Annotated in this window: 18 protein-coding genes, 1 other RNA gene and 6 pseudogenes; 13 read left to right on the top strand and 12 right to left on the bottom strand. The window is 47.3% G+C overall.

What is annotated here, in order from left to right:
- Positions 1 to 88 precede the first annotated feature (88 nt).
- The 8 genes from KHX94_RS17060 to KHX94_RS17025 all read left to right on the top strand — a co-directional run bounded on the left by KHX94_RS17060 (position 89) and on the right by KHX94_RS17025 (position 8368).
- Entirely contained in the window at positions 89 to 802 is a 714-nt protein-coding gene (locus tag KHX94_RS17060; protein ID WP_213681519.1) for an SIMPL domain-containing protein, read from the top strand.
- 142 nt (positions 803 to 944) lie between these two features.
- On the top strand, positions 945 to 1973 hold the full coding sequence (locus KHX94_RS17055) for an efflux RND transporter periplasmic adaptor subunit (RefSeq protein WP_244859215.1): 1029 nt from the start codon (positions 945 to 947) through the stop codon (positions 1971 to 1973).
- Positions 1974 to 1988: 15 nt separating this feature from the next.
- Complete coding sequence (locus tag KHX94_RS17050) at positions 1989 to 5237, top strand: efflux RND transporter permease subunit (protein WP_213681518.1); 3249 nt, start codon at positions 1989 to 1991, stop codon at positions 5235 to 5237.
- Between the two features lies 1 nt (position 5238).
- Positions 5239 to 5451 (top strand): YgaP family membrane protein, encoded by a 213-nt coding sequence (locus KHX94_RS17045; protein WP_213681517.1) that lies wholly within the window; start codon positions 5239 to 5241, stop codon positions 5449 to 5451.
- Between the two features lie 15 nt (positions 5452 to 5466).
- Positions 5467 to 5838, top strand: a complete 372-nt coding sequence (locus KHX94_RS17040; RefSeq protein WP_213681516.1) for a rhodanese-like domain-containing protein — start codon at positions 5467 to 5469, stop codon at positions 5836 to 5838.
- Between the two features lie 106 nt (positions 5839 to 5944).
- Positions 5945 to 6304: a VF530 family protein gene (locus tag KHX94_RS17035; protein ID WP_213681515.1), complete on the top strand. Its 360-nt coding sequence runs from the start codon at positions 5945 to 5947 to the stop codon at positions 6302 to 6304.
- Between the two features lie 151 nt (positions 6305 to 6455).
- Positions 6456 to 6914: a FlxA-like family protein gene (locus tag KHX94_RS17030; protein ID WP_213681514.1), complete on the top strand. Its 459-nt coding sequence runs from the start codon at positions 6456 to 6458 to the stop codon at positions 6912 to 6914.
- 297 nt (positions 6915 to 7211) lie between these two features.
- A protein-coding gene (locus KHX94_RS17025; RefSeq protein WP_213683501.1) for an IS3 family transposase occupies positions 7212 to 8368 on the top strand; the annotation gives its coding sequence in 2 pieces (ribosomal slippage) (positions 7212 to 7428 and positions 7428 to 8368; 1158 coding nt in all).
- 9 nt (positions 8369 to 8377) lie between these two features.
- Here the strand turns inward: KHX94_RS17025 and KHX94_RS21900 are convergent.
- From KHX94_RS21900 to KHX94_RS17005, 5 genes and pseudogenes are all read right to left on the bottom strand, one after another.
- Positions 8378 to 8500, bottom strand: a pseudogene (locus KHX94_RS21900) (IS4 family transposase); the annotation flags it as partial.
- Positions 8501 to 8554: 54 nt separating this feature from the next.
- Positions 8555 to 8698: pseudogene (locus KHX94_RS17020) on the bottom strand (IS3 family transposase); the annotation flags it as partial.
- Positions 8686 to 9778: pseudogene (locus KHX94_RS17015) on the bottom strand (IS3 family transposase). The pseudogenes KHX94_RS17020 and KHX94_RS17015, both read right to left, overlap by 13 nt.
- Before the next feature lie 226 nt (positions 9779 to 10004).
- Entirely contained in the window at positions 10005 to 12872 is a 2868-nt protein-coding gene (locus tag KHX94_RS17010) for a TonB-dependent receptor plug domain-containing protein (RefSeq protein ID WP_213681513.1), read from the bottom strand.
- Positions 12873 to 13270: 398 nt separating this feature from the next.
- Positions 13271 to 15634, bottom strand: coding sequence for a DNA polymerase II (locus KHX94_RS17005; RefSeq protein ID WP_213681512.1), 2364 nt, complete (start codon positions 15632 to 15634; stop codon positions 13271 to 13273).
- 84 nt (positions 15635 to 15718) lie between these two features.
- On the opposite strand from KHX94_RS17005, the pseudogene dinG reads away from it, so the two are divergent.
- From dinG to KHX94_RS16980, 5 genes and pseudogenes are all read left to right on the top strand, one after another.
- A pseudogene (gene dinG / locus KHX94_RS17000) lies at positions 15719 to 17789 on the top strand (ATP-dependent DNA helicase DinG).
- Positions 17790 to 17801: 12 nt separating this feature from the next.
- Positions 17802 to 18572, top strand: coding sequence for a sulfite exporter TauE/SafE family protein (locus KHX94_RS16995; RefSeq protein ID WP_213681511.1), 771 nt, complete (start codon positions 17802 to 17804; stop codon positions 18570 to 18572).
- Positions 18569 to 19230 (top strand): annotated as a pseudogene (locus tag KHX94_RS16990) (primosomal replication protein). Before KHX94_RS16995 ends, KHX94_RS16990 begins: the two are co-directional and overlap by 4 nt.
- Before the next feature lie 9 nt (positions 19231 to 19239).
- Positions 19240 to 19929, top strand: a complete 690-nt coding sequence (locus tag KHX94_RS16985) for a DUF2057 domain-containing protein (protein ID WP_213681510.1) — start codon at positions 19240 to 19242, stop codon at positions 19927 to 19929.
- Positions 19930 to 20368: 439 nt separating this feature from the next.
- Positions 20369 to 20647, top strand: a complete 279-nt coding sequence (locus KHX94_RS16980; RefSeq protein ID WP_213681509.1) for a late competence development ComFB family protein — start codon at positions 20369 to 20371, stop codon at positions 20645 to 20647.
- 166 nt (positions 20648 to 20813) lie between these two features.
- Here KHX94_RS16980 and ffs read toward each other — a convergent pair.
- From ffs to pspB, 7 genes and pseudogenes are all read right to left on the bottom strand, one after another.
- Positions 20814 to 20910: signal recognition particle sRNA small type (ffs, locus tag KHX94_RS16975), an RNA gene on the bottom strand.
- 160 nt (positions 20911 to 21070) lie between these two features.
- Entirely contained in the window at positions 21071 to 21379 is a 309-nt protein-coding gene (locus tag KHX94_RS16970) for a ComEA family DNA-binding protein (protein ID WP_213681508.1), read from the bottom strand.
- Between the two features lie 104 nt (positions 21380 to 21483).
- A complete protein-coding gene (locus KHX94_RS16965; protein ID WP_244859214.1) occupies positions 21484 to 22083 on the bottom strand; it encodes a TIGR01620 family protein in 600 nt (199 codons plus the stop codon).
- Complete coding sequence (locus tag KHX94_RS20725) at positions 22005 to 22604, bottom strand: hypothetical protein (protein WP_244859213.1); 600 nt, start codon at positions 22602 to 22604, stop codon at positions 22005 to 22007. Before KHX94_RS20725 ends, KHX94_RS16965 begins: the two co-directional genes overlap by 79 nt.
- Positions 22601 to 24021: pseudogene (locus KHX94_RS16960) on the bottom strand (YcjX family GTP-binding protein). Before KHX94_RS16960 ends, KHX94_RS20725 begins: the two are co-directional and overlap by 4 nt.
- Before the next feature lie 45 nt (positions 24022 to 24066).
- Positions 24067 to 24462 carry an envelope stress response membrane protein PspC gene (gene pspC / locus KHX94_RS16955; RefSeq protein WP_213681506.1) on the bottom strand — a complete coding sequence of 132 codons (396 nt, stop codon included), beginning with the start codon at positions 24460 to 24462 and terminating at the stop codon, positions 24067 to 24069.
- A complete protein-coding gene (gene pspB, locus KHX94_RS16950) occupies positions 24452 to 24688 on the bottom strand; it encodes an envelope stress response membrane protein PspB (protein ID WP_212593741.1) in 237 nt (78 codons plus the stop codon). The genes pspC and pspB overlap by 11 nt, the downstream gene beginning before the upstream one ends.
- Positions 24689 to 24697: the final 9 nt, after the last annotated feature.

The following is a 24697-nucleotide window of genomic DNA, read 5'->3' as shown; positions in this document are numbered from 1 at the left end:
CGGGTGACCAGTTCACTCGCTTTTTGCTATCTTAGTGTCACATCTTACGGATATTTCTAATTTCTTTCCGCATACAAGGAGTCACGGAATGAACAAACAATCAGTATTAGCGGCAGCGCTGTTAGGCGCATTTATCTGTGGCGGCCTTTATCTGCTGGGCAATGGTTTAGGCAACAGCTTGGTTGCCATGAAAGCGATGGATCGAGTGGTCACAGTGAAAGGATTAGCGGAGCAGGAGGTGAAAGCCGATGTGGCAATCTGGCCTGTTGCCTTTAATGATGTCGACAACGACCTGAATAATCTCTACAGCTCAGTGCAGAAAAAGACCGATAGAGTGATGAAATTTTTGCTGGAGCAAGGTTTTACTGCTGAAGAGATCAGCGTGTCGCAACCGTCCATCGAAGACCGACAAGCGCAAGGATATGCCGATCCTAATGTTAAATTTCGCTATAACGCCAAAGTGACGCTGTCGGTTTATACCCAGCAGATAGATAAGGTATTGCAAAGCCGCAAGAAATTACTGGAACTGGCGAAAGACGGCATTGCCGTAGCACAGAATTACGATAGTCGTACTGAGTTCATCTATACCGACTTAAACAGCATCAAGCCACAAATGGTACAGCAGGCCACAGAAAACGCTCGGGAAGTGGCGGAGAAATTTGCCCGCGATTCGCAATCCTCACTTGGCAAAATCAAGAATGCCAGCCAGGGGACTTTTTCTATCAGCGATCGCGATAGCAACACGCCTTATATCAAGCGTGTTAGAGTGGTTTCTACCCTCACCTATTACCTGAAAGACTAATACTGACAGCGGCCATCAGGGCCGCTTTTTTCTTGTTAATTCAGGGTTTACTTAATTTTTCTTTTTTCACGTACGCTGTTGCGTATTGAAGCATCATCCATTAGAATTTTCTCATAAATAGGTTTTTATGAGATGCAAAACTATGCGAGGACTGTTGTTAACCACTGTGATGGTGGGGTTAGGACTGGCTGTCAGCCCGGCGCTGCACGCAGCAAATGATGTGGCCACTATCACGGTGGCAACGCAAAAAGCGCCGCATATGCTGGTGCTGGATGGTACGCTGGAAGCCGTAAAATCAGCCACAGTTTCTGCACAGACCAACGGTCGCATTGTAAAACTCAATTTTGACGTGAACGATCTGGTGCCTGCGGGAGCCTCGCTGCTGGAGATCACCAGCAAAGAGCAAGGCGCATCGCTGGCCGCCGCTGAAGCCGACTACGCCCGGGCACAAGCGTTAAATGTAGAAGCGCAAAAAACATTAGAGCGTTACCAAAAACTGTTTCCTCAGGGGGCCATTTCCAAAGGCGCGATGGATCAAGCGATTGCCAATGCCAAATCCACCCAGCAAGCAGCCAGTGCCGCCAGCGCCCAGATCACCAAAGCCCGTGAATCATTGAAATATACCGTGGTTTCAGCGCCCTATTCAGGTGTAGTGACCGCGCGTCACGTTGAAGAAGGGGAAACCGTTAGCCCTGGGCAAGCGCTACTTTCAGGCTATGCCACCGACAAAATGCGGGCGGTTATCCAAGTGCCGCAGCGTTACCGTGATGCCCTGATTAACGCCGGGGCAGTAGATGTAGTACTGGCAGATGGTCGGCAGTTCCATGTCAGTAACCCCGTCATTTTTGGTTTTACCGACACCCAAAGCCATGCTTATAAAGTCCGGCTACCACTACCAGAAAATACGCCAGCACTCTTACCTGGCAGTTGGATTAAAGCCCGTTTTCCGGTAGATGAACGGGAGATCACGTTAATTCCACAAAGTGCCCTCTACAGTGTTAACGAACTTTCCGGCGTGTACCTACAACAAGGTGATAAATTCGTGTTGCAGCAGGTAAGGCTGGGGGAAACCCGCGGTAATAATGTGGAAGTGCTGGCCGGATTGCAGGCGGGAGATGTGATTGCCGCTAACGCCTATCAGATACTGCTTACCCATCCAGTACAGCAGTAAGCGGGGGTCAAGGTTATGAGTAAAACCACAGGAACTGGTATTTCTGGCCGGGTGGCGGCCATGTTCCAGAACAGCGCTATCACACCGTTACTGGCCTTGTTAGGGCTGCTGATGGGGCTATTTGCCCTCATAGTCACCCCCAAAGAAGAAGAGCCACAGATTGATGTGACCTTCGCCGATGTGTACATCCCCTTCCCCGGCGCCAAACCTGCCGAAGTAGAACAACTGGTGACTCTCCCCGCGGAAGAAGTGATTTCACAGATTAAGGGCATTGATACCCTGTACTCGTTTTCACGGCCCGATGGTGCGCTGATCATTGTGATCTTTAAGGTTGGCGTGCCGCGCAATGACGCTATCGTCAAGCTTTACAATCAGATCTATTCCAATCTGGACAAGCTCCCGTCTGGTGCTGGGGTTGGCCAACCACAAATCAAACCTATGGGGATTGATGATGTCCCGATTGTCAGCCTGACACTGTGGTCAGAAGATCCACAGCTTTCGGCACAACAACTGACCCATGTGGCTCATGGTTTGGAAACCGAGCTCAAACGCATTCCCGGTACCCGCGAGGTAAGTACCGTTGCACCGCATGATCTGGTGTTGAACGTCCGTATCGACCCGCAACGGATGAACTATTACGGCGTCAGTTACGACAAGATCCGTACGGCACTGACGGCTAACAATGCCGTATCAATGCCAGTATCGCTGGTGCAAGGCAATCAGGAAATTAAAGTTCAGGCAGGTCAGTTCCTGCAATCAGTCGATGATGTTAAACAGTTGGTAGTCGCAGTGAATACCGATGCCAACGGCCATGCGGCTCCGGTATTTCTGCAAGATTTAGCTGATATCAGCCTCAAGGCAGATATTCCGACCGCCAGTGCCTGGCATTACAACACTGTGCGTGATGGCAATAAGCTGCAAGAAGGCCTGTTCCCGGCGGTAACCATTTCCATTGGCAAAAAACCGGGAGAAAATGCCGTTGATGTGGCCGATGCGATACTCGCCAAAGTGGCCCAAACCCGCAATGTGCTGATCCCAGAAAAGGTTAACATCACCGTTTCCCGTAACTACGGGGTAACCGCAGCAGATAAATCCAATACCTTGATCTTCAAGCTGATCTTTGCCACCACTGCGGTCGTCATTCTGGTGCTGTTCACTATGGGGCTACGGGAAGCCTTAGTGGTGGGGATTGCCATTAGTATCACGCTGGCGATAACCCTGTTTGCCTCTTGGGCCTATGGCTTTACGCTGAACCGGGTGTCGTTGTTTGCGCTAATATTCTCGATAGGTATTCTGGTGGATGACGCCATTGTGGTGGTAGAAAACATCCACCGCCATATGGCAATGGGCAAGCGTTCCTTCAAGGAACTGATCCCGGCCGCAGTCGATGAAGTGGGCGGTCCAACCATTCTGGCCACCTTCACTGTTATTGCGGCATTGCTACCCATGGCGTTTGTGTCTGGTCTGATGGGACCGTATATGAGCCCGATACCCATCAACGCCAGTATGGGGATGCTAATTTCCTTGTGTGTCGCCTTTGTGGTAACACCTTGGCTCAGTCGTCATCTGCTGAAAGCCCATAAAGAAGATAACCAACACACTCCGGATCCGGTCAATCCGCGTATGCTTGGTATCTTCAACCGTTTGATCAAGCCATTTCTTGACAGCCGTAAAGCACGTTTAGGTTTGGCCGGTGGTGTAGCCGCATTGATCATAATGGCAATTGCGCTACCAGTGACACAACTAGTTTTGCTGAAAATGATGCCTTTCGACAATAAATCAGAGTTTCAGGTCATTGTTGATATGCCGGAAGGCACACCCGTTGAGCAGACCGAAAAAGTACTGAAAGCGCTCTCTGGTTATCTGGCTACCGTGCCCGAAGTGCGCAATATGCAGTTGTATGCAGGAACTCACGCGCCAATAAACTTTAACGGCTTGGTGCGGCATTATTTCCAACGCAGCACTCAGGAAGCTGGTGATATTCAGGTCAATCTGACCGATAAACACCACCGCCATCGCGATAGCCACAATATTGCGCTGGCCGTACGTGGGCCATTGCAGGTTATTGGTGAAAAATATCAGGCCAATGTCAAAGTGGTAGAAGTGCCGCCGGGGCCGCCAGTATGGTCACCCATTGTTGCCGAAGTTTATGGGCCTAGCGAATCCATCCGCGAGCAAGCGGCGCATGAATTGATGGACTTGTTCCACAAGACTAAAGATGTGGTAGACATCGATATCTACCTGCCTGCCATGCAGCAGAAATGGCAAGTGAGTATTGATCGCAGCAAAGCCAGCCTGCTGGGCGTACCTTACGCCAATATTGTAGATTTAGTGGCAACCTCGGTGGGCGGCAAAGATGTGAATGTGCTGCACAAGAGTATGCAAAAATCTCCGGTGCCGATCCGCCTGGAGCTTAATGAAGCCGATAAGCCAGATCTCACCCAATTGCTGTCGATGAAACTCGATAGCCAATTTGGCGGCACAGTACCGTTGTCAGAGTTGGTGAAGATCAACAAAGGTACTATCGATATGCCGATCATCCACAAGAACATGATCCCGATGATCATGGTGGTGGCCGACATGGCCGGGCCGCTGGACAGTCCGCTCTACGGTATGTTTGAGATGGCGTCTGACATCAACAGCCCTAACGGCTTAGGCTTTGACCAGTACTATGTCCATCAGCCGGATGGCCTCAATGCCGTCAGCGTGAAATGGGATGGTGAGTGGAAGATCACTTATGAAACCTTCCGCGATATGGGCATTGCCTATGCGGTCGGCATGATTGCCATCTATCTGCTGGTTGTGGCGCATTTCCGCTCCTACCTAGTACCGTTGATCATCATGGCGCCAATTCCATTAACCATCATAGGGGTAATGCCGGGGCACGCCTTATTGGGAGCGCAGTTCACTGCAACATCCATGATTGGCATGATCGCACTGGCAGGCATCATAGTGCGAAACTCCATCTTGTTGGTGGACTTTATCAATCTGGAAACCGCGGCAGGCCGACCGTTTGAAGAAGCGGTGATCCACTCTGGCGCAGTGAGGGCCAAACCCATTATTCTTACCGCCTTAGCGGCGATGATCGGTGCGCTGTTTATTCTGGATGACCCGATTTTCAATGGCTTAGCTATCAGTCTGATCTTCGGTATCTTTATCTCTACCCTGCTGACACTGGTGGTTATCCCTGTTCTTTACTATGCAGCAATGCGTAACCGTATTGCACATTTAACCGAAATGGCCGAAGAAGCCAAAGGAGCTTAATATGTCTGTAGAACGTGCCACAATGGCGTTTGCCGGTTTTATGGTGATGCTGTCAATGCTGCTCACCGCAACCGTTCATCATGGTTTTATCTGGCTGACACTGTTTGTGGGTGCCAACCTGTTCCAGAGTGCTTTCACTCGTGTCTGCCCTGCCAGTATGCTGATGCGTAAGTTAGGGATGAAAACCGAAGCGGAAATCGCCCTGGGCAAATAATCGGGACTTTACAAGATGTTGAAAATTAGTTTTTTTGTGCTGCTGGCTGTGGTGTTGTTCGTCAGTCTGCGTGCCTTTGGTAACAACGGCGGACAAGATCCAGCCACTGCCTTTGCAAAAATCTCTAAAGGTGCCAAGGTCATAGATGTCCGCACCGCTGAAGAATTTGCGGCCGGACACTTAGCTGACGCCACCAATATTCCTTATGAGCAGATAGTACCAGCACTGCAACAATTAGGGCTCGCGAAAGACCAACCGCTGCTCCTGTATTGCCGCAGCGGCCATCGTGCAGGGATTGCTAAAGCTGCACTGGAAAAAGCGGGTTACAGTGATGTCTACAATGCCGGTGGTTTGCAGCAATTACAGGCTTATAAAGCAAAACATTAGACTACTTGGTTCATCGTAACTGGTAGCAAATAGTTAAGCCTCATGCTAATGCGGAACTCGTGCTAAAATGTCCGAGTCTTCCCAACAATTAGTATGAGGTTTTCTTTTGGTAACGCCCGCAGACCACAGCCCACAGGCTAATCACAAAGATCCACTGCATGGCATCACGCTGGAAAATATACTGACAGCACTAGTGGAGCATTATGGTTTTGATGGTTTAGCACAACAGATCAAGGTTCGCTGTTTTAGCCACGACCCCAGTATCAAGTCCAGCCTTAAATTTCTACGTAAAACCCCGTGGGCAAGAGCTAAAGTCGAGCGTCTGTATCTGACCATGCAAGGGCTCCCCGTACCTGACTACCTGCGGCAACCAACAGCAACAGCAACCAAAAACACCACAGAAAAAACCACAGAAAAAACCACAACAACCAGCCAACCACTCAATGCTGACATATGGGGCAAATAGTCGCAGTTGCAGTCTATAATCGGCTATAAAGGTGACCCATCTTACATTTCAATGTAAAGCAACAGTGGGGTTATCAAGTTTATGGCTCCGTGGCCGTTAGCCAGATATGATTTAGCACCACTGTCACGAATAGTCCTCGGGGGATAAGCAGATGAACGTTAATGGATTAAACCAACTTGGTAGCCAGAGTAGCTCTCTGAAATCGATGACAGTCAACATTACGACTGACGACAATGCTACAAGTACCCCCATCAGCAACGACAGCAGCAGTAATGGCGATACAAAAGACACAGTATCTATCTCTGCCGATGCCTTAAAAGCTCTATCATCCGATAACGGTGCCACAATGCATAACAACGCCACTCAGGCACAAACCAAAGCCGATAGCAGTAGTGAAGATAGTGCTGACCCAGCCGCAAAAATCGAAAAACAGATTAAAGAGTTAAAACAGCAACTGAAAGAGTTACAACAACAACTGCAAGAACTACGGGGCGATAACTCCAAACAGGCGGATACCCAACGCCAGCAACTACAGGCCCAGATCGGCATGATCAACGGCCAAATTGTCATGCTGACCAATCAAAAAGCCAACCTTGCAAAATCAGAATAGCGCCGGTTAATCCTTAACGGTTACCGCAATGACCCAAGCCAGCTGTTAAGTTGGAAGCTATTGTCGCTAAAACAAAGAGATAATATCGACATAACTGTCGTCAAAATTGATATAAGAGTGTAAATCTTCGATGAGTTTCAAATAGTGAAATAAAGACATGGGGTTAGGATCGATGAGAGCATTCAAAATGGCTGGTGTAGTGGCATATTGAATTTGGCCACCTAATTAGAGCTGCTATGATGGCAGCATAACAAAGTTAGGTGACAAAATGACAAAGAAGAAAGGCCCGAATTCAGACTGGAAACAGCACAACTGGTAGTTGACCAAGGTTATACGAATAGAGAAGCCGCTGAAGCGATGGGCGTTGGCTATTCAACGCTGGGTAAATGGGTTAAACAATTGCGAGAAGAGCGTGCGGGGAAAACACCTCAGGCCTCACCTATGACGCCTGAGCAACGCGAAATTCGTGAACTGAAAAAGAAAATTGAACGCCTTGAATTAGAAAAGGATATTTTAAAAAAGGCTTCTGCTCTGTTGATGTCGGACTCCATGAAACACTCTCGTTAATCGAGAAGCTGAGCCAGAGCAATAAGCACCGTTATTCGGTTAATCATCTGTGTGCGGTACTGGATGTCCACCGTAGCACGTTTAAATACTGGCAGCAGCGCGATAAGCGACCATCGCCGGAAGCTATCCGGCTGCGTAGCTTAGTACGTGAAGCGTATCGACAGAGTGGCGGTTCTGCCGGGGCCAGAACCCTCTCAGACATTATCACGAACGATGAGTCTCACGACATTACGCTGAGCCGATACCGTGCAGGAAAATTGATGAAAGCGCTGAGTTTATTCAGCTGTCAGTTGCCAAAACATACTTACAGGAAAGCTACTCAGGAGCACGTTGCTATTCCAAACTTACTCGACAGACAGTTCGCCGTTACAGCGCCGGATCAGGTCTGGTGTGGTGATGTCAGTTTCATCTGGACGGGCAACCGCTGGGCTTATCTGGCTGTGGTACTCGATCTGTTTGCCCGCAAGCCAATAGGCTGGGCAATGAGTTATTCACCGGACAGTAATCTGACCAGTCAAGCTCTGACAATGGCGTTCGAGTATCGCGGGCAGCCAAAGAACGTGATGTTCCATAGCGACCAGGGATGTCACTATACAAGCCGCAAATTCCGTCAGTTAATCTGGCGCTACCGCTTAACGCAAAGCATGAGTCGCAGAGGAAATTGTTGGGACAATAGCCCAATGGAACGCTTCTTCAAAAGCCTTAAAACCGAATGGGTTCCAACGACAGGTTACGTGAGCTTTACGGAAGCAAAGCAGAAGATTGGTGAATATATTCATGGCTATTACAGTCGACTGAGACCGCATTCGTACAATGGTGGTTTAACGCCAAATGAATCGGAGAAACGTTACTGGAATAGCTACAACGATGTGGCCAAAAAGACTTGACCACTACACTAATAGCCAAGGTTCCTTAGCTCCTAGGCGATAACTCTCTTGGGATGTATGGTTACGTCCTGCTATGTGTGAACGTACGTCTTTACGGCCTTTAGCATTGGCTTTGTATAAATGCAGCGTGGCATAAATAGAATTTCGTTTGCTCAGCTCGCCAAAAACCAAACTGAATCGCCACTGATTTATCGACTCCGGCACCACTAATGCGTCAGGCGTATCACGTTTTAAGCGCTTCTTCGGCTTTATCCGCAGATTAAGTTCCAACTCACGGTAAATCCTAAGCACCCGCTTATGGTTCCAACCAAAGCGTTTCACATTGCGTAAAAAGTAGAGATTAAGGGTGGCTTTCCGCCATTGGCTTTGTGTGGCCGTTCATGATTATAGAACCATAGCCATTTAGTGGCGTAGTCCTGAACTTCTTCAAGCGTATCAAATAAATGTTTACTGACCCAACTGTATCTCATCGTTCTGTTATGTCGTTCGATGTAGGCATTTTGCTGAGGCTTGCCAGGTTGAATGTAATCAATTCGGATCCCATGCTTTCTCGCCCATTCTGTAAATTCGTGGCTGATGAACTCTGGCCCATTGTCACAACGGATCGCCTTCGGTGTTGTTCGCCACTCAAGGAGTTGGTTGAGTGTCCGAATTACCCGCAGAGAACCCGGCTTCTATCGCAAGACCTTCTCGTTTAAAGTCATCAATGACATTAAATAACCGATAGCTTCGACCATCTGCAAACTGGTCATGCATAAAATCTATCGACCAAACTTGGTTCGGTTTAGTTGGCTCTTTCAGCGGCTCTGGTGCGTTTAGTTTTAATCTTCTGCGGAGCTTTATCCACAGATTTAACGCCAAATCGCAGTAAATGCGATATACACGCTTGTGATCCCAACCAAGACTTTTGACGTTGCGGAGGTAATGAAAGCACTGCCCAAAGCCCCAATCGGTTTCTTTCTCGGTTAACTCAACAAGTAAATCCGCGATCTGCACATTTTCATCATCGTTAACGGGTTGATATCGGTAACAGGTTTCACTGATAAAAAAGCAGCGCAGACCAAGCGAATAGTCACTTGCCGATTGGAAACCGCATGTTGCGCCATCGCTTTACGTTGCGACGGCTTTACCACTTTTTTGCCATCGCTTCCTGAATGATTTCGACCTTTAAACGCTCTTCGGCATATTATTATCCCCTTGGGGACATTTTTTTAAGATGAGCATTTTCAGCTTCAAGCTCTCTTAGCCGGGCATGAGTGATGCATCCATGCCTCCGAATTTAGCCTGCCATTTGTAAAACGTCGCAGAGCTCATGCCATGTTCGTGACACAGTTCTGGAACTGGCGCTCCGGCTTCAGCTTGTTTAAGGATCGACATGATTTGGCTGTCGGTGAATTTTGATGTTTTCATAAAGAATCTCCTGCACATATGGTACGAGAAAATTCTACTTTTGACGCCAGTTAATTTAAGGGGGATTACCATATTGAACACCCTCCATACTTCACCTCAATAAGCGAGTTTACTCACTTAGCGAGATGTCCAAAAGTATCGGAGCAGATCATAATAGAAAAGGCCAGCTACTGGAGCTGGCCTGAAAACTGTCAACCTATATGAGGACGAAACAAACTAATAGAATTTAGAATTTAACTCCTACACTGGTAAATAGGAAACGACCGAGCGAATCATAAAAACCAGACATTGTATTAGCATTTGTCGCTAACGTTCCACCAACCATCGGAGGCTCTTTATCCAAAATGTTATTCACACCTGCAGTAATGGTTATATAATCATTTACCGCATAGTTTCCAGACAAATCAAAGAAACTGTATGAACTGATGCCATCGCCGACTAAAACATCTGTGCTATCGTTGTAATCTACTTTTCCGTAGAAACGCCATTTCAAAGCAATACTATAATCGTCAGCAAGATATTCTGTTCTAATAGTATGACGCCACTTAGGAGACGCTACGCCACAACGCGAACTGATTACACCTGAACAGTCATAAGCCAGATTACTCGCACCAGCAACTGGTTCTATTTCTTTCTTGATACTGTATGAGCCATTCAATGAGAAAGCTAACGTACCACTACCAAGCTCCATTTGATAACCACTTGTTAAGTCAACACCTTCCCACGTACGACTACCGATATTCGCTAATGCGTTTTCAACATAACCAGTTTGACCTAACCATAGACTTCCCGAAACGCTTCTGTGGATGTTATCACAGAAAGTAGCATCTCCAGTTAGAGCGCAGTTCTCTAAAATGGTCTCAGCACCGATACTATCAATCACTTTTTCCATTTTAATTTTAAAGTAATCAATGGAGAAGTTGAATCCCTCAAATGGGCTACCGACCACACCCACAGTGTAGGTGTCAGCGGTCTCGGGCTTCAACTCTGTATTACCACCAGAAACCTCATTATATTGGTTCGCAGGAGAAGAACTGATATTCCCATACAAATCACTAGTAACACCGGTACGGGCACACATTTCCGCATCTAAACCTCGGTTTTCAATGGCTTCTGCTGACCCTGCACAAGGGTCGGCACCGGACCACAAACCGATTCCCGTAGAGGAGAATAACTCACTTACATTTGGTGCACGTACAGCTCTTGCGTAGCTTGCACGGAATTTGTAAGCGTCTGCCAACGTATAGTCGGCACCAATTGAATAGGTTGAATCTGTGCCAGTTGTATCATAGTCAGATAAACGTCCGGCCAAATTAACATTTAAATTATCTAATACAGGAATAGCAAGCTCTGCAAATACTTCATTTACGTTGATATCGCCGATAATATCTTCTGTTGGGCCACCTTGTCCTAATAACAAACCTTCTGCATAAATGGTATCAGCGGTTCTTTCATAATCTAGTTCACGTCGTTCAGCACCGATCACCACGCCGATTGTGTTCTCTGTAGTAGGTAAACTCCAGCCCAAATCACCTGAAATATAACCGTTGTAAATTGTCTGCTTAACAATACCGTTTAATGTACCAACACCTGCTAATTGGGCTGCTTGCTCAGCTGTTACACCACCCAATTCAAACACGTTGTAATACAAACACCCATCGGCCTCTAGACATTCAGTGCCAACGGCGCCGACACGTTGCGGAATTTGTGTAGCTAGTAAGTCATTCTTGTAAATTGAACTTGAAGATGTTGCCGAATAGCTGTAGCTAATATCATAACTCCATGTACCATTAATATCGCCTTCCATACCGGTTAAAATACGATAAGAAGTATGTTCCATATTATCGGAGCGAGGGCCACCTTCAACGTTACGCTTACCAATGTACATGATGAATTGATCGTCAGGGGTCTGACCAAAATATTCTTGTAACTGGGCTTTTTGTGCATCAGTCATTAATGGATTGTTGTAATCCATCAATAGTTCATTGTTAAAGAAAGTACCTGATTCCGCAATCTGACCAGCGGTACGGTTATGCATAAATGACACTTCCAAATAAGGACGGAAGTGCTCATTAATTTCATAATTAACAAAGGCACCAGTAGAAAAACGCTCATTGGGACGCATAAAATGGTTAACAGGGGCATAATTATAGAGGTTCATTACGCCGTCAGGATCTTCAATGAACCCCGCCCCATTCGGGTTAAGAAAACCAAAAAATTCATCTTTTCCCATTTCACCATCAACAACAGGGAAAACATCGAAATAAGGATTAGGAGCCGTTGCTGAACCACCACAAACTGTACCCGCATTATTCAACGCACACGAAGAATAGTCACGGCTACCTTGTCTTAGCTCGTCATTGCGACGCCAAACAGCATAAACAGTAGCATGGCCTTTGCCGTTATCGAAGTTCCCTCCCATAGTCATATCCATGGAGTAAGCTTTGCCGTCAATGCCGTTATAGCCGTCTGGGTAATCATACCCCCGTTCGTCCATTAAGCCTTGAATATAGCTGTTGTCATTCTTATGTTGGTACCCCGATGCACCAGCGTTAAACTGAAAGCCTTCAAAGTCATCATCCATTACGAAATTCACAACCCCCGCAACAGCATCCGCGCCATAAACTGCTGCGGCACCACCGGTAAGAACCTCTACTCGTTTGACTAAAGATGCGGGGATTTGGTTTACGTCAGCTGACTGCGAGTAGATACTACCAGCTTGCATTCTACGGCCGTTAATCAACACCAATGTACGATTAGAACCTAATCCACGTAAGTCTAACGTTGCGGTTCCCGTAGCACCGTTTGCTAAAAATGAAGTTTCAGCGGCTTCAATTTGAGGCAATTGGTTCAGGATATCTTCTACACGATCATATCCCGATTGTTTGATTTCAGTAGCGTCCATCACCATAACGGGACTTGAAGTTTCAACATCTGTCCGTTTAATACGGGAGCCTGTGACTTCAATTCGCTCCACTTTCTGCGCATTTTGTTCCTCAGCAGCTACAGCTACCGACCCAGTAAAAGAAACAGCTAAAGTTCCTCCTGCCAATGCCAGACTGACTGCTCTAGCTAAAATATTCTTATGATTCATGCTAGTCTCCCTTGACTATACTGTTTTTGCTTAGTGCATTTGGTTCATCGCCATACACTTTTTATAAACAAATCAACATTTATGTGTTTGTTAGTAGTATTTCGCACACTATAAAATCACATAAATAACATTTTATCAACGTAATAAGAACATAAACCAACAAACAGTTACACTGCATGGCGAATACACATCATAGAATTTGCACATTTATTATGAATAAAATATAAAAATAAGATAAAAAACTAACGAAATGATATACTACAATATATAAATCTATACTTTGTTAAAAATTAGATTTATATACTAAAACTTAAATAGAGCAAAATATAAACAGAAAGTTAACCTTATCAAGGTGTGTGTAAGAGTATGTATTTTTTGGGAAGGGATACTAAAACAAACTAAATTAGCGTCATCTGCTTCAGAACTAATGACTCAAAGGATGTTTGCAGTATCGACAGGACGGGTTCTGCAATGGGTTTGATTTGCTTGTCGAGATAGTAACGGTAGTCGATTGCAGAGCGTCTTAGTTCAATGGGTTCTGGGCCATTGACGGTAATAACGTACTCCACTCTTTGTCCCCGCTTACCATAGGATGCGTCGTTAAATGCGCTCACTAACAACTGCGCAACTTTTACATGAGGAGCATTTGACTGGTAGTCATTCACTGCACGGCGTAGCTGTTTCGTGAACACCAATTCGTCATCTAGCTTACCCTGTTGCAAGAGTTCCGCTTGTTCGGCCAAATATTCGGCAACATCAAGGTCATTGAATAACCGCTGATACAGCTCATATTGAATTCGTTTTGCAATGGGGCTCCAATCACTACGAACCTGTTCCATCCCTTTGAAAATCATTGCAAGTTTGCCATCTTCACCACGCACGGCGCCAACATAGCGTTTTTTCGAGCCTTCAGTTGAACCTCGCAGCGTAGGCATCAAAAAGTGTTGATAATGGCTGTCAAATTCCAGTTCCAGTGCACTCTCCAGCGCAAACGTTTGCTTGATGTAATCCCGCCATTGGTCACTGATATCTGCCGCAAGTTGGTGGCCAAAAGCGACAGGATCGTCAATACCATGATGGTCACCCAGCCAGACAAATGTGGAATCAGTATCACCATAGATAACTTTATAGCCCTGTTCTTCAATCCAGGCTTTGGTGGTCTGCATGATCCAGTGACCACGCATTGTGATAGAACTGGCAAGCCTAGCATCGTGAAACACACAACCACGGGAGCCCAGCACTCCATACAGTGAATTCATGATGATCTTGATTGCTTGCGACAATGGTGCATCTTGTTGCTTCTTTGCTTGTTCTCTCGCTTGCGCCAGCTTTGCCACCAACTGTGGCAAGATATGATTTGTTCTAGAAAATCTGGCACCGCGATAACCGTCTACCGTTTCATTTAGTTCCTGTTGCAAACCTAGGATCATTCCTAGTGGATCGATCAAAAAAGTCCGAATAATAGAGGGATACAGACTTTTAAAATCCAGTACCAGAATATCGCGATAAAGTCCTGGGATAGAGTCCATCACGTAGCCACCGGGGCTTTCTAAACCATCGCTCACCGGATTGGCTGGAGCGACATATCCAGCTCTATGCAGGTGCGGCAAATACAGATTGTTAAACGCCGCGACGGATGCTCCGACCCGCCCCAGTTCCAGCCCGGTTAACTGCGCTCTCGCGATAGCAAATGGCAACAGATGCGTTTTGGCAAAAATCTGCCACACTAGGCGACAATCACTGAGGTTATAACGTGCCAAAGCTAGTTTATCTTGCTGAAAAAGCCGAGTGATTTCTTCTCCACGATTATTAACATCATGGATCTCTTTCCCCTCACCTAGCAGCTGTTGCGACACATGTTCCAAGGAATAACGATCAAATTTGTAAAATGCGGCCTTGAGCCAATCGATACCATCGAGTACAACAATCCCCGGTAATTGCAATGTTTCTGGGCGGAATTTATCTGCAACCAACCACTCAAGTAACGCACCATTGCGACCGAGTGCCGCCGGGATCTGATACAAAGCAAAACGCTTCCATAACAGCGCCAGATCAAAGGTCACGACTGACCAACCTAACATGATATCGGGCTGCCACGCCGCAAACCACGCCACTAACGACACTAACAACTGCTTTTCATCTGCCACCCAATCTATCCAGTCTTCGCCTTCTAGTTCTGGCCCGACCATGATCACTTTGCGTAACGGTAATCCTTGCTCATCCTCACCATACAGACCGACAGAATACAGCTCGCCGCTGAGACTACACTCCACATCTAACGATACAACTCTCAGTGCAACGTCCTTGTTCAGCATTACAGCGCGCGCTTTACTGGCGATGAAATGTGTAGGCTTGTCTGTTGCAAAATACCCTTGAAATTCAGCATCCAAGGCGATAAAACGTTCGATTAGATAACGCTGGTGCGGACGAATTTCCGCTTCATGCAAAGCGATATGATGTTCCCGGTTCCAACGCTGTAGCTCACGAAACTGTTTGCGACTGTGGCAATAGATAGCGGCCATCGGTTGCTGCTGAAAATCCTGCAGCGGTAAATAGCGATAGCCAACAGCGGGGAATCTACGAACGACAGCAGCAACAGCCAATTGCGGAATAAAGGCTACCTGCGATTCACCTGGAACGTCGACAGTCAACGGCCCTGACTCGGTCTTCAAACAATAACGGAGACACATGCCATCGGCGGCAGCGAGCGTCTGTCGGGTAAGAATTCTGCCTTTAACTGTGGTAAAAGCGCTGGCGGGCATAAAACACATCCGCTGACATTAAAGGTTTATTAGCATAAGAAATTACTGTTAATATATACAGGATTATTTTCCAGGATCCATTCAATGCTTGCTGCCAACGTAAAAAACCAGATCCGCGAGATTTATAAGGCGATATCTAGCGCACTGCCCGATTTTCGCTCCCGCCGGGAGCAGAATTACATGGTGGCGGAAATCTCAAAAACGTTAGCGGGTGAATATGACAAGCAACGGCGCATTATTGTGATTGAAGCGGGGACCGGCATTGGTAAATCACTGGCCTATATCCTCGGCACTATTCCGCTAGCATTGGCCTCCAAGAAGAAAGTCTGTATCTCCACAGCCACTGTGGCACTGCAAGAACAGTTGCTGCATAAAGACCTGCCATTCTTTTTACAACACTCGGGTATCGATTTTAAATTTGGCTTAGTCAAAGGCCGGCAACGTTATGTGTGTCTGGCAAAATTGGAGATGCTGATTGGCGAAAGTAGCACCGGACAAATGGCGATGTGGCAAACCAAGCCGGATCAATCGCAGCTTCAATCATTGCAGCAACTGTTGCAGGATTATCGCGCTGGCCGTTGGAATGGCGAATGGGACACGCTAGAGACGCCCTTACCCGATCATCTGTGGCAACAGATAGCCTCAGACAAGCACAGTTGCCACAAACAACTGGCCAACCACTCAAACTGCCCGTTTCATAAGGCCAGGGAAGATATTGAAGAATGGGATGTTTTAATTGCCAACCATAGCCTGTTACTAGCCGATCTCGAGCTGGGTGGCGGCGTCATTTTACCCGACCCGGAAAATCTCTTTTATGTGGTTGATGAAGCCCATCACCTGCCAATTGTGGCACGTGATTTCTCCAGTGCACAAGCAACGGTACGGGGGCTACCGACTGGTTAGATAAAGTCAGTAAACTCGCCGGAAAATTGCAGGCACATATAAAAAGCAACCATATCATTGCCCCCGCGCAAGCAATGATGGATCGCGTAGAAGAACTCACATCGCTGCTCAATAAAGTGGCGCAGTTTTGTGAAACACAACCCAAACTATTTGCCAATGAAGATCAACGCTGGCGCTTTGAGCATGGCAAATTACCGGGGCCGTTACTCATTCTGGCTGAAAACCTTGCCACAGCCAGTGGTGACGCACTCAAGCAGTTCAACAAGATGCAGTTACTGCTGAATGAGAGTTTTAAAGAGGGTGAACTGCCAAAACATCAGGCAGAAGCGTTACTCACCGAGTGCGGCTTTATGCTGCAACGGCTAGAAAATCTGCAAAAGCTCTGGAAAATGATGGCCAGAGAAGATAATCCCAAGGGCGCACCGCTGGCGCGCTGGATTGAAGTCATTAGTGGCAAACAGCCTGATTATCTGTGCAGTGCCTCCCCCATCGAAGTGGGTTTTATGTTAGAAAAAATGCTGTGGGAGAAAGCTGCTGGCGTAGTGTTATGCAGCGCCACACTGCGGGCACTCAACAGTTTTGAACACTTTACCTATCAGGTGGGATTGTCGCTTAACGATGGCAGTCGTTATCTGGCCCTGCAATCGCCATTTGATTTTGCAAACAATGCCACACTGTTTCTGCCACAAATGCAGACAGAACCGGCTGATGATGCTTATACCGACGAGCTGGCGCAGCAGATTAAAGCCTTGGTTGAAGAGGAACAAGCCACCTTGGTACTGTTTGCTTCTTACTGGCAAATGGAAAAAGTAACTGAGTTGCTGAAAGACAAATTGCCTGTCGAGCCACTTATTCAAGGTAGCGCACCGCGGCAACTGTTGCTGGCAACCCATAAACAGCGCTGTGACAGTGGCCAACCCAGCATACTGTTTGGTACTGGCAGTTTTTCTGAAGGCTTAGATTTACCAGGTGATTACCTGACCAATCTGATTGTCACCAAACTCCCTTTTGCAGTGCCCACCTCCCCGGTAGAACAGGCACATTCAGAATATATCAAGCTAAAGGGGGTAATCCTTTTCTACAATTGACGATTCCCGATGCCAGTCGCAAGCTGATCCAAAGTTGTGGGCGGCTATTGCGAAAAGAGGAAGATTATGGCCGAATTACCATCCTTGATCGCAGACTTGTCAGCAAACGCTACGGGAAAGCATTATTAGATGCGCTGCCACCCTATCGTCGAGTCATCGAATAAACCGGGAACTTCGTGGAAATAGTTACTCATTCAGGCAACTGGCTGCTGCTGACCGTAGTAGGACTGATCGCGGGTTTTATTGACGCCGTGGTCGGTGGTGGTGGTCTGCTGTCGATCCCAGCATTACTGACGATTGGGATGCCGCCACATCTCGCACTGGGCACCAACAAACTGGCCGCCAGTTTTGGTTCATCAATGGCGGCCTATACCTACTATCGACAACATCTGCTGCAACCCAAACTGTGGCGTTCCTGTTTTGTAGCAACGGCAATTGGTGCATTATGTGGCAGCATTTTAGTGTATATGGTCGATACCTCCTGGCTGGAAAAACTGTTACCGCTACTGATCATCATCATGGCACTCTACAGTCTACTCAGCAAAAAAGCGCTTGAAGATAGACCGGCACACAATGACGAACATCCCAAACGCAGTCATAAAATCGTACAGGGGCTGGTATTGGGAGGGTATGATGGTTTCGCCGGGCCGGGCATAGGAGCTATCTGGATTGTCAGTTCCAAAGCGCTACATAAACTGTCATTTCTCAAAAGCTGTGCGCTGTCGCGGGCAATGACTTTCGCCAGCAATACCACTGCACTGACAGTATTTTTATTGCTGGGGAAAGTTGACCTTGCTATTGGATTATTACTGGGGTTGAGCATGATGCTGGGATCATTTATTGGTGCTCATTCAGCCATTCGCTTCGGACTGCCATTTATTCGGCCCTTGTTTATCATCGTAGTCATGGCAATAGCACTGCATCTCACCTGGAGTGCCTGGTTATGAATCAGCAACAACTCGTTGCCAGGTTGCGAGCGCAATTGCAGCAGTTAGAGCAACAGGTACAGCAATATGATAGCTCACTGCCAGCACATGATTTCAAACTGTTAGAACATCTTGAGCGGTTTAATGACGAGTTATTCCTCCAGCATGGAGCCAAGCTCACACCTTGCGTGCAGCAGATCCGCGACAATATCAATCAGTTGGAAAAACAACTACAGCTCCAGATGTCAGCCGCCACCGTTGCCAGAACCTGTGAGAGGATCCAAGATCGCTTTTCAGCGCTCCAACGGGCCATGGCAACCACGGCTATCGATATCAAAGAACAACAGCAGCAAAAGCTGAGCAAACAACGATATTTCCAGAAAAAACAGTCACAACAACATCAATCCAGTGGCTTCAGCTGGATTGCCAATCAAGTGATGCAAAGTAGCCATAAGCTCTATGAGGAGTTAAGTAAACACCAAAATTGGGAGAAAAAATTTTATTCAAGATCGAACAATTGCAATCGCAGCTAGACACCTGTCATAGTACTGCAAAAATTGCACTTCAGAATGACCTGCTTTTAATGCACCGCCGTTTGGGCAAATGCAGACAGGCCATAAGTTACATTGAAGATCGCATTCAAGTGTTCGAACGTCCGCAGCAAAATAACCATCGTTAAGGAGCAACAATGAAATTCACTTTGACCGCTTCAGCGCTGCTTGCGCTTCTTAGTTCATCCTCTGTATTTGCGGCCAATCTCAATATTCCTATGTCTTTCGAATATCTGGCACTGGATGGACAAGAGGTCGAAACCAACCATTTTACCCATAAAGCTAATCTGAATTTGACTGAAGGTGAGCACAAAATTGCCATACGTTACAGTGACGTATATGACGATGGCATAGGTGAAAGCCCAAATTTTGTCAAGTCTTCACCCTTCATTGTCACCTTGAATGTCAATGGCGATTACCAATATCTATTGGCCCCTAAAAGCAAAGTGATCGACCCTAAACACTATGCCAAAGCCCCAGAAGTGGTTATCTCACGTAAAGATGGTGGCACAGTGGATTACAACATAGTGCAAACACAATTAAGAGAAGACTCTTTTGTGAGCAAGATATTGGGCACAGATACTGGCGTGGATATTGATGCGGCATCAGCAGCCGTGACCGGTGGCAAAGAGCTTCCCGCTGCACCAGTGAGACAGCCAACAGCCGTTGAAGCCATGACCGCACCCGTAGCCGCAACTGAAATGACTACACCTGCCAATAAATCAGACAGCGCAGCCCATGCTGAACAGATGCTGCAATATTGGTGGCTACATGCTGATGCTGCCACCCGCAAAGAGTTTATGAGTTGGGCAATTAAACAACTGTAAGCGACTACAGAGCCCTACACCTCGTTTATCACGCCAGCGATTCCGCGCTGGCGTTATTTCAACATCCACCTGTTCCATCCTAACATTACCGCCATATCTTGACGCGCATCATCCGTAACCACTACCACGTTAATCAATTCAGACTAGCTCTGGAATGGATAGCAACAACATCTTGCTAGCCTGGTATTGCCACACCAGCGGTTATAACTGCTGTTTATGGCATGTGGCTATACGCTGATGCACCTAAACCTCAGCCTTGCGCAGCAAAACAAGCATGACTAATGAATAACAAAGCACACTTGCTCAACTGTAAAAACGCTCCCAATAGTCTATGTTGGTGGAGGCAAATTTGCCCGAGACGCTCTACAATTAGCTTCCAGAGACTGTCTGTTTATATGTTCCACTGTCGCGTATTTTGCTAACTGAAGGAGAACAGTGAATGCAACTGGATATCCGCAACTATTATGAAGTGTTGTTGATGGAAATTTTATCCGATGAGGGACTGCTTGATGAGCTCCCAGAGAACTATCTGGCAGATCTGGCCTGTATTACGCTGAATCAGTTGCCAGTCCGCTATATTCATCATCTGGTCGACACTTATTTCTATGACGATCTTAACGAACAGGAGCAGATGCGCCGAGAAATCTATCATGCGTTAGAAAAATCACGCGCGTTTCTAAAATCAAAACTCGTTAAAGACGATGAAACAACGGCATAAAATAGCGGCAAACAGATAAGCGAGAAGCGGTATTAAACACCATGCCGAGACCTAAACAGATACGAAGGAGATTTAACGGGACGGTTTCTCATAAAATGTATCACCAAGTGTACCACTCGCTGTTTTTATGAGATAAGTTTTTGATTTCTGAGGGAGATTGGAGGCTCCCCCAGAGCCAACACCCCGGCACATGAGTCGCTTGCTACGGTTGCTCCCTTCCGGGCCTGGCCGAGTTCACAAGTTATCATTGCGGGGGACCCTGGGGTCGCCATTGATTTACAGAATAACTGCAACGGCGGGATTATCCCTGAAGGCACCGCGGGGATCAAGGATAAATCCCCTATTAGCGGGAAAGGAGTGTGTAACTGCACATTAGATAAACAAAAAGTCCGCCAAAGCGGACTTGTACAGCAATAACATACACTACAGAGCTAGCATGCCAGCATTCTTCTCGATGAGCTTTGGCCCTATTCCCTTCACCTTAGTGAGATCTTCCAACGAAGTGAATTTCCCATTGGCTTCGCGGTATTCCACTATCGCTTGAGCTTTGGCGGCGCCAATACCATTTAGCAGCTGTAATTCAGCCGCGGTGGCGGTATTGATATTAATTTTCTGCGCATTAACGTCGGTGGTAACAATATCAGTTTTGCTGGTTTCGGCCATGACCGGGATAACCACCGCAGACGTCAGTAACCCGGCAACAATCATCAGCGTTTTCAGGTATCGGTTCATCACTCTCTCCTTTTTCAAAAATCCCTATTTAGCTGAGCCTAAAGTCCTAAATCCCTGGCTCTCAGAAAGTGTAGTTAACGCTCAAAAATTAGCCAATACTGAAATTACCGCCCTATGACAATCTTACTGTTCTTCATCCGCAGACGACTTCGCCTTTTGCCGCAACTGCTGCAATTCCAGCAATAACTCTTTATGAATGCCGGATAACCGCGGTCGGGACTTATCATCAAAGCTAACGGACGGCAAAGTGACATTGCCTGATAACCCAATCTAGCAGTTAACAAACCGGCACCTAACCCTTGCCCTAACCGTGCTGACAACTTTCCGGTCAACTCCACTGACAGTAATTGGTTACCAATATCCATCGCGAGTTCGGTTGTGCCCGCATACAGAATGTTGAGCAGAATACCGCGAAATAGTCGGATGCGACTCCAATACCCCAGCTTAATGCCATAACATTCGGCTATCCGACTGAGCATTTTCTGGTTACGCCATAACACCAACGCCATATCAAGCACGGCAAATGGACTAATAGCCAGTAATAAGGCTGACTCAGCAGCAAAATGGTGCACAATTTTCCGTGCAGCGGCATCACGTTGGCGCAGCACAATAGACTCAAATAACATCACCTGTTCCGCATCATTCTGCTCGACAGATAACAGGCTTTCCAGTTGTCGAATTGCGGTGGCGGCTGACGACGGCATAGCGGCGGTGATATTGCGGATAAAGGGGACGGCTTCCCCATCTGCATACTGCCCAGTAACCGTTCGCCTTGAACCCGCGCATCTTCCATCTGCCGCAGTTGCCGCAATTGTCGCCACTCAACAAAGGTGGTGTGGCCAGCCCAGGCCAGCACGCTTGAGATAACTGCTGCATAAAAGGTAAATAGCCAAGGACTCTGTTGCCAAGCATCGGCCAACCCGAGTCCCGTTTGCAGCAACACAGCCGCCAACAACCCGGTTAATGCCAGTTTCGCCAGTACCGAAAGTTTTTTCGGCTGAAGTAACGAACGCAACGAGGCTTGCTTGGTGGCGGAATGCCCCTCCAGCATCGCTTCTATATCAACATCATCGGTCACGGGGAGTAACGAGGTGGCCGCCTCGTCAAACTGCACTTTATTATGCTGATACTCTCGAAACGGTCGCAGATTGTCGGTACTGTCATGCTCATGCGCTGCGGCTTGAGCTTCCGGCGCGTCTGCTGGATTGACGAGTTTGCGTGTCATTGCAATTTATCTCCCAACAAAAAATTCAACAGATAATCTAGCCGAATATGCTCAAATGGCTGTCCGGCTGGCAATGTCGGGGAGCAAAATCACAAAAGCGGAAACCCTGTTGCTGCCAAAAATTGGCATCAGGCAGTTGCCTAGGCACTTGTCCCGGGTAGAGGGTAACAGGCTGTTGATCAAGTAAACGCTTGCCAACCACAACCTCTTGCTCACCATAATCGCTGTCCTTAACCATACCAGGCCTGGTTGCGCGAATGGCACTGACAGCCATGGTTTCAACCATACATCCAGCACTGTCAGCAAAATTACGCCCGGGAGCCAAAATGGCATTTAGCAAGGCCAACACATTGCCTTGTTGATCGCGGGTGATCTGATCCACTTTGCTGGCGGCAAACAGTAAGCGGTCTATTTTCGGGGCAAACAAGCGGCGCAATAAACTGCGGCTACCGAAACGAAAACTCTGCGTGATGGCGTTCAACGCCTGAGTCATATCGTCAAACTGGGCCTTGCCACGATTGAGTGCGGTGAAGCAATCAACTAACACCAATTGCCGATCAAATCCGGCAAAATAATCGTAGTAAAACGGCCTGACAACCTGAGTGACATACTCCTGATAACGCTGTTCCAGGACTTGATAAATGCTGTGACGACCGTAGGTATCACGCGCCGCGAGCTGCTCAGGAAGCAACGGGAAAAAACTTAAGATAGGTGCCCCAGCCAAGTCTCCCGGCAGCAACATGCGCCCCGGCTGTGCCAGATAAAAGCCCTGTTGCTGCACCATATCCTGCAATAACCGCTGGTAGTTATGAGCGATGGCAGCGAGTAGCTCATCACTGGCCTCGGTTGCTGGCTGCAACGCCATCACACTGGCTTTAAATTCCTCAAAAAAAGGCGAACGGCTGAAATTGGCGGCTGCCGCCCAAATACTGTGACACCACTGCCGGTAATCCTGCTCCAGCATGGGTAAATCCAGTAACCACTCCCCAGGGTAATCGACAATATCCAATAGCAAGGTGGCGCTGGCCCCATTGAGTAGTCGGCCACGAAGCCCCTGCTGCGGGCGGTATTTTATTGCTAGGCGTAACTCGCTGATATTCGTGGTCGATGCCGGCCATTGTGGTGGGGTGGCAGTTAATTGCGCCAGTGCCGCATCATAGGCAAAACTGGCGAGTTGCAAATCGGGTTGTAATACCCGTTTGGTTTCTAGTAATCGCTGTTCCAGACACACAGTAAATAGCGGCAGTTGATTGGCATGTTCCGGGGAAGCATTGATCAATTTGTTGATAATGGCTGTAATAAAGGCGGTTTTGCCGGCGCCAGCCAACCCTGTAACTGCCAAACGTACATGCTGGTCAGCGGTTCGATAGCTAAGCTCCAACGCCTTGTTCTTTAGTTGCTGCCAGTGGCGGTTCATAGTGCTCCAAAAACAAAAGGGCGGTCACGCCGCCCTCAATGAGGATTACAGGTTATTGATTTGACGCTTTAATTCAAACTGCTCTGAGGTGACGTAGGTTTCCAGATCCCGCAATTTAGTTTCCAGTCCAGTAAAACGCTGATTCAGGTCTCTAAGGGCTTGGGTAGCGGGTTCTCCCGCTTGCCAGACTTTCTTTTTGATCCCTACCTCACGATATTCTGAGTCAAAGTCGCGTGGTGTCTCATCTAGGATCATCCATAAAGCCACATAAGCCACCACCATTACCGCAGAACCGCCCAGTAGGAAAATAGAGACTACCGCCACTCTTACCAGCCAGGTTTCCAGATTAAAGTAGTCGGCAATCCCGGCACATACCCCAGCGATTTTACCGTTACGCTTATTGCGATACAGTGTCTTTCTGCTGTTATTGTTATCTGTCATGGCGCTGTCTCCATTCCGGTGATTCCGCATCCAAAATAGACTCTAACGTAGTGATACGTTGGCTCATTTTGTCAGCTTTATCAATCAACTCATTGAGCTGTTTAAATTCTTCATCGGTCAGTCCCTTACCCACCTGCCGCTTGCTGCGATAATGAAGAATCAACCAGATGGGCGCCACAAAGATCATGAACAAAATCAGTGGTGCCATCAACAGATCCATATCCATAATTCACCT

Source organism: Shewanella dokdonensis (assembly GCF_018394335.1).
GTDB lineage: Bacteria > Pseudomonadota > Gammaproteobacteria > Enterobacterales > Shewanellaceae > Shewanella > Shewanella dokdonensis.
This window is presented reverse-complemented; position numbering and strand designations above follow the sequence as displayed.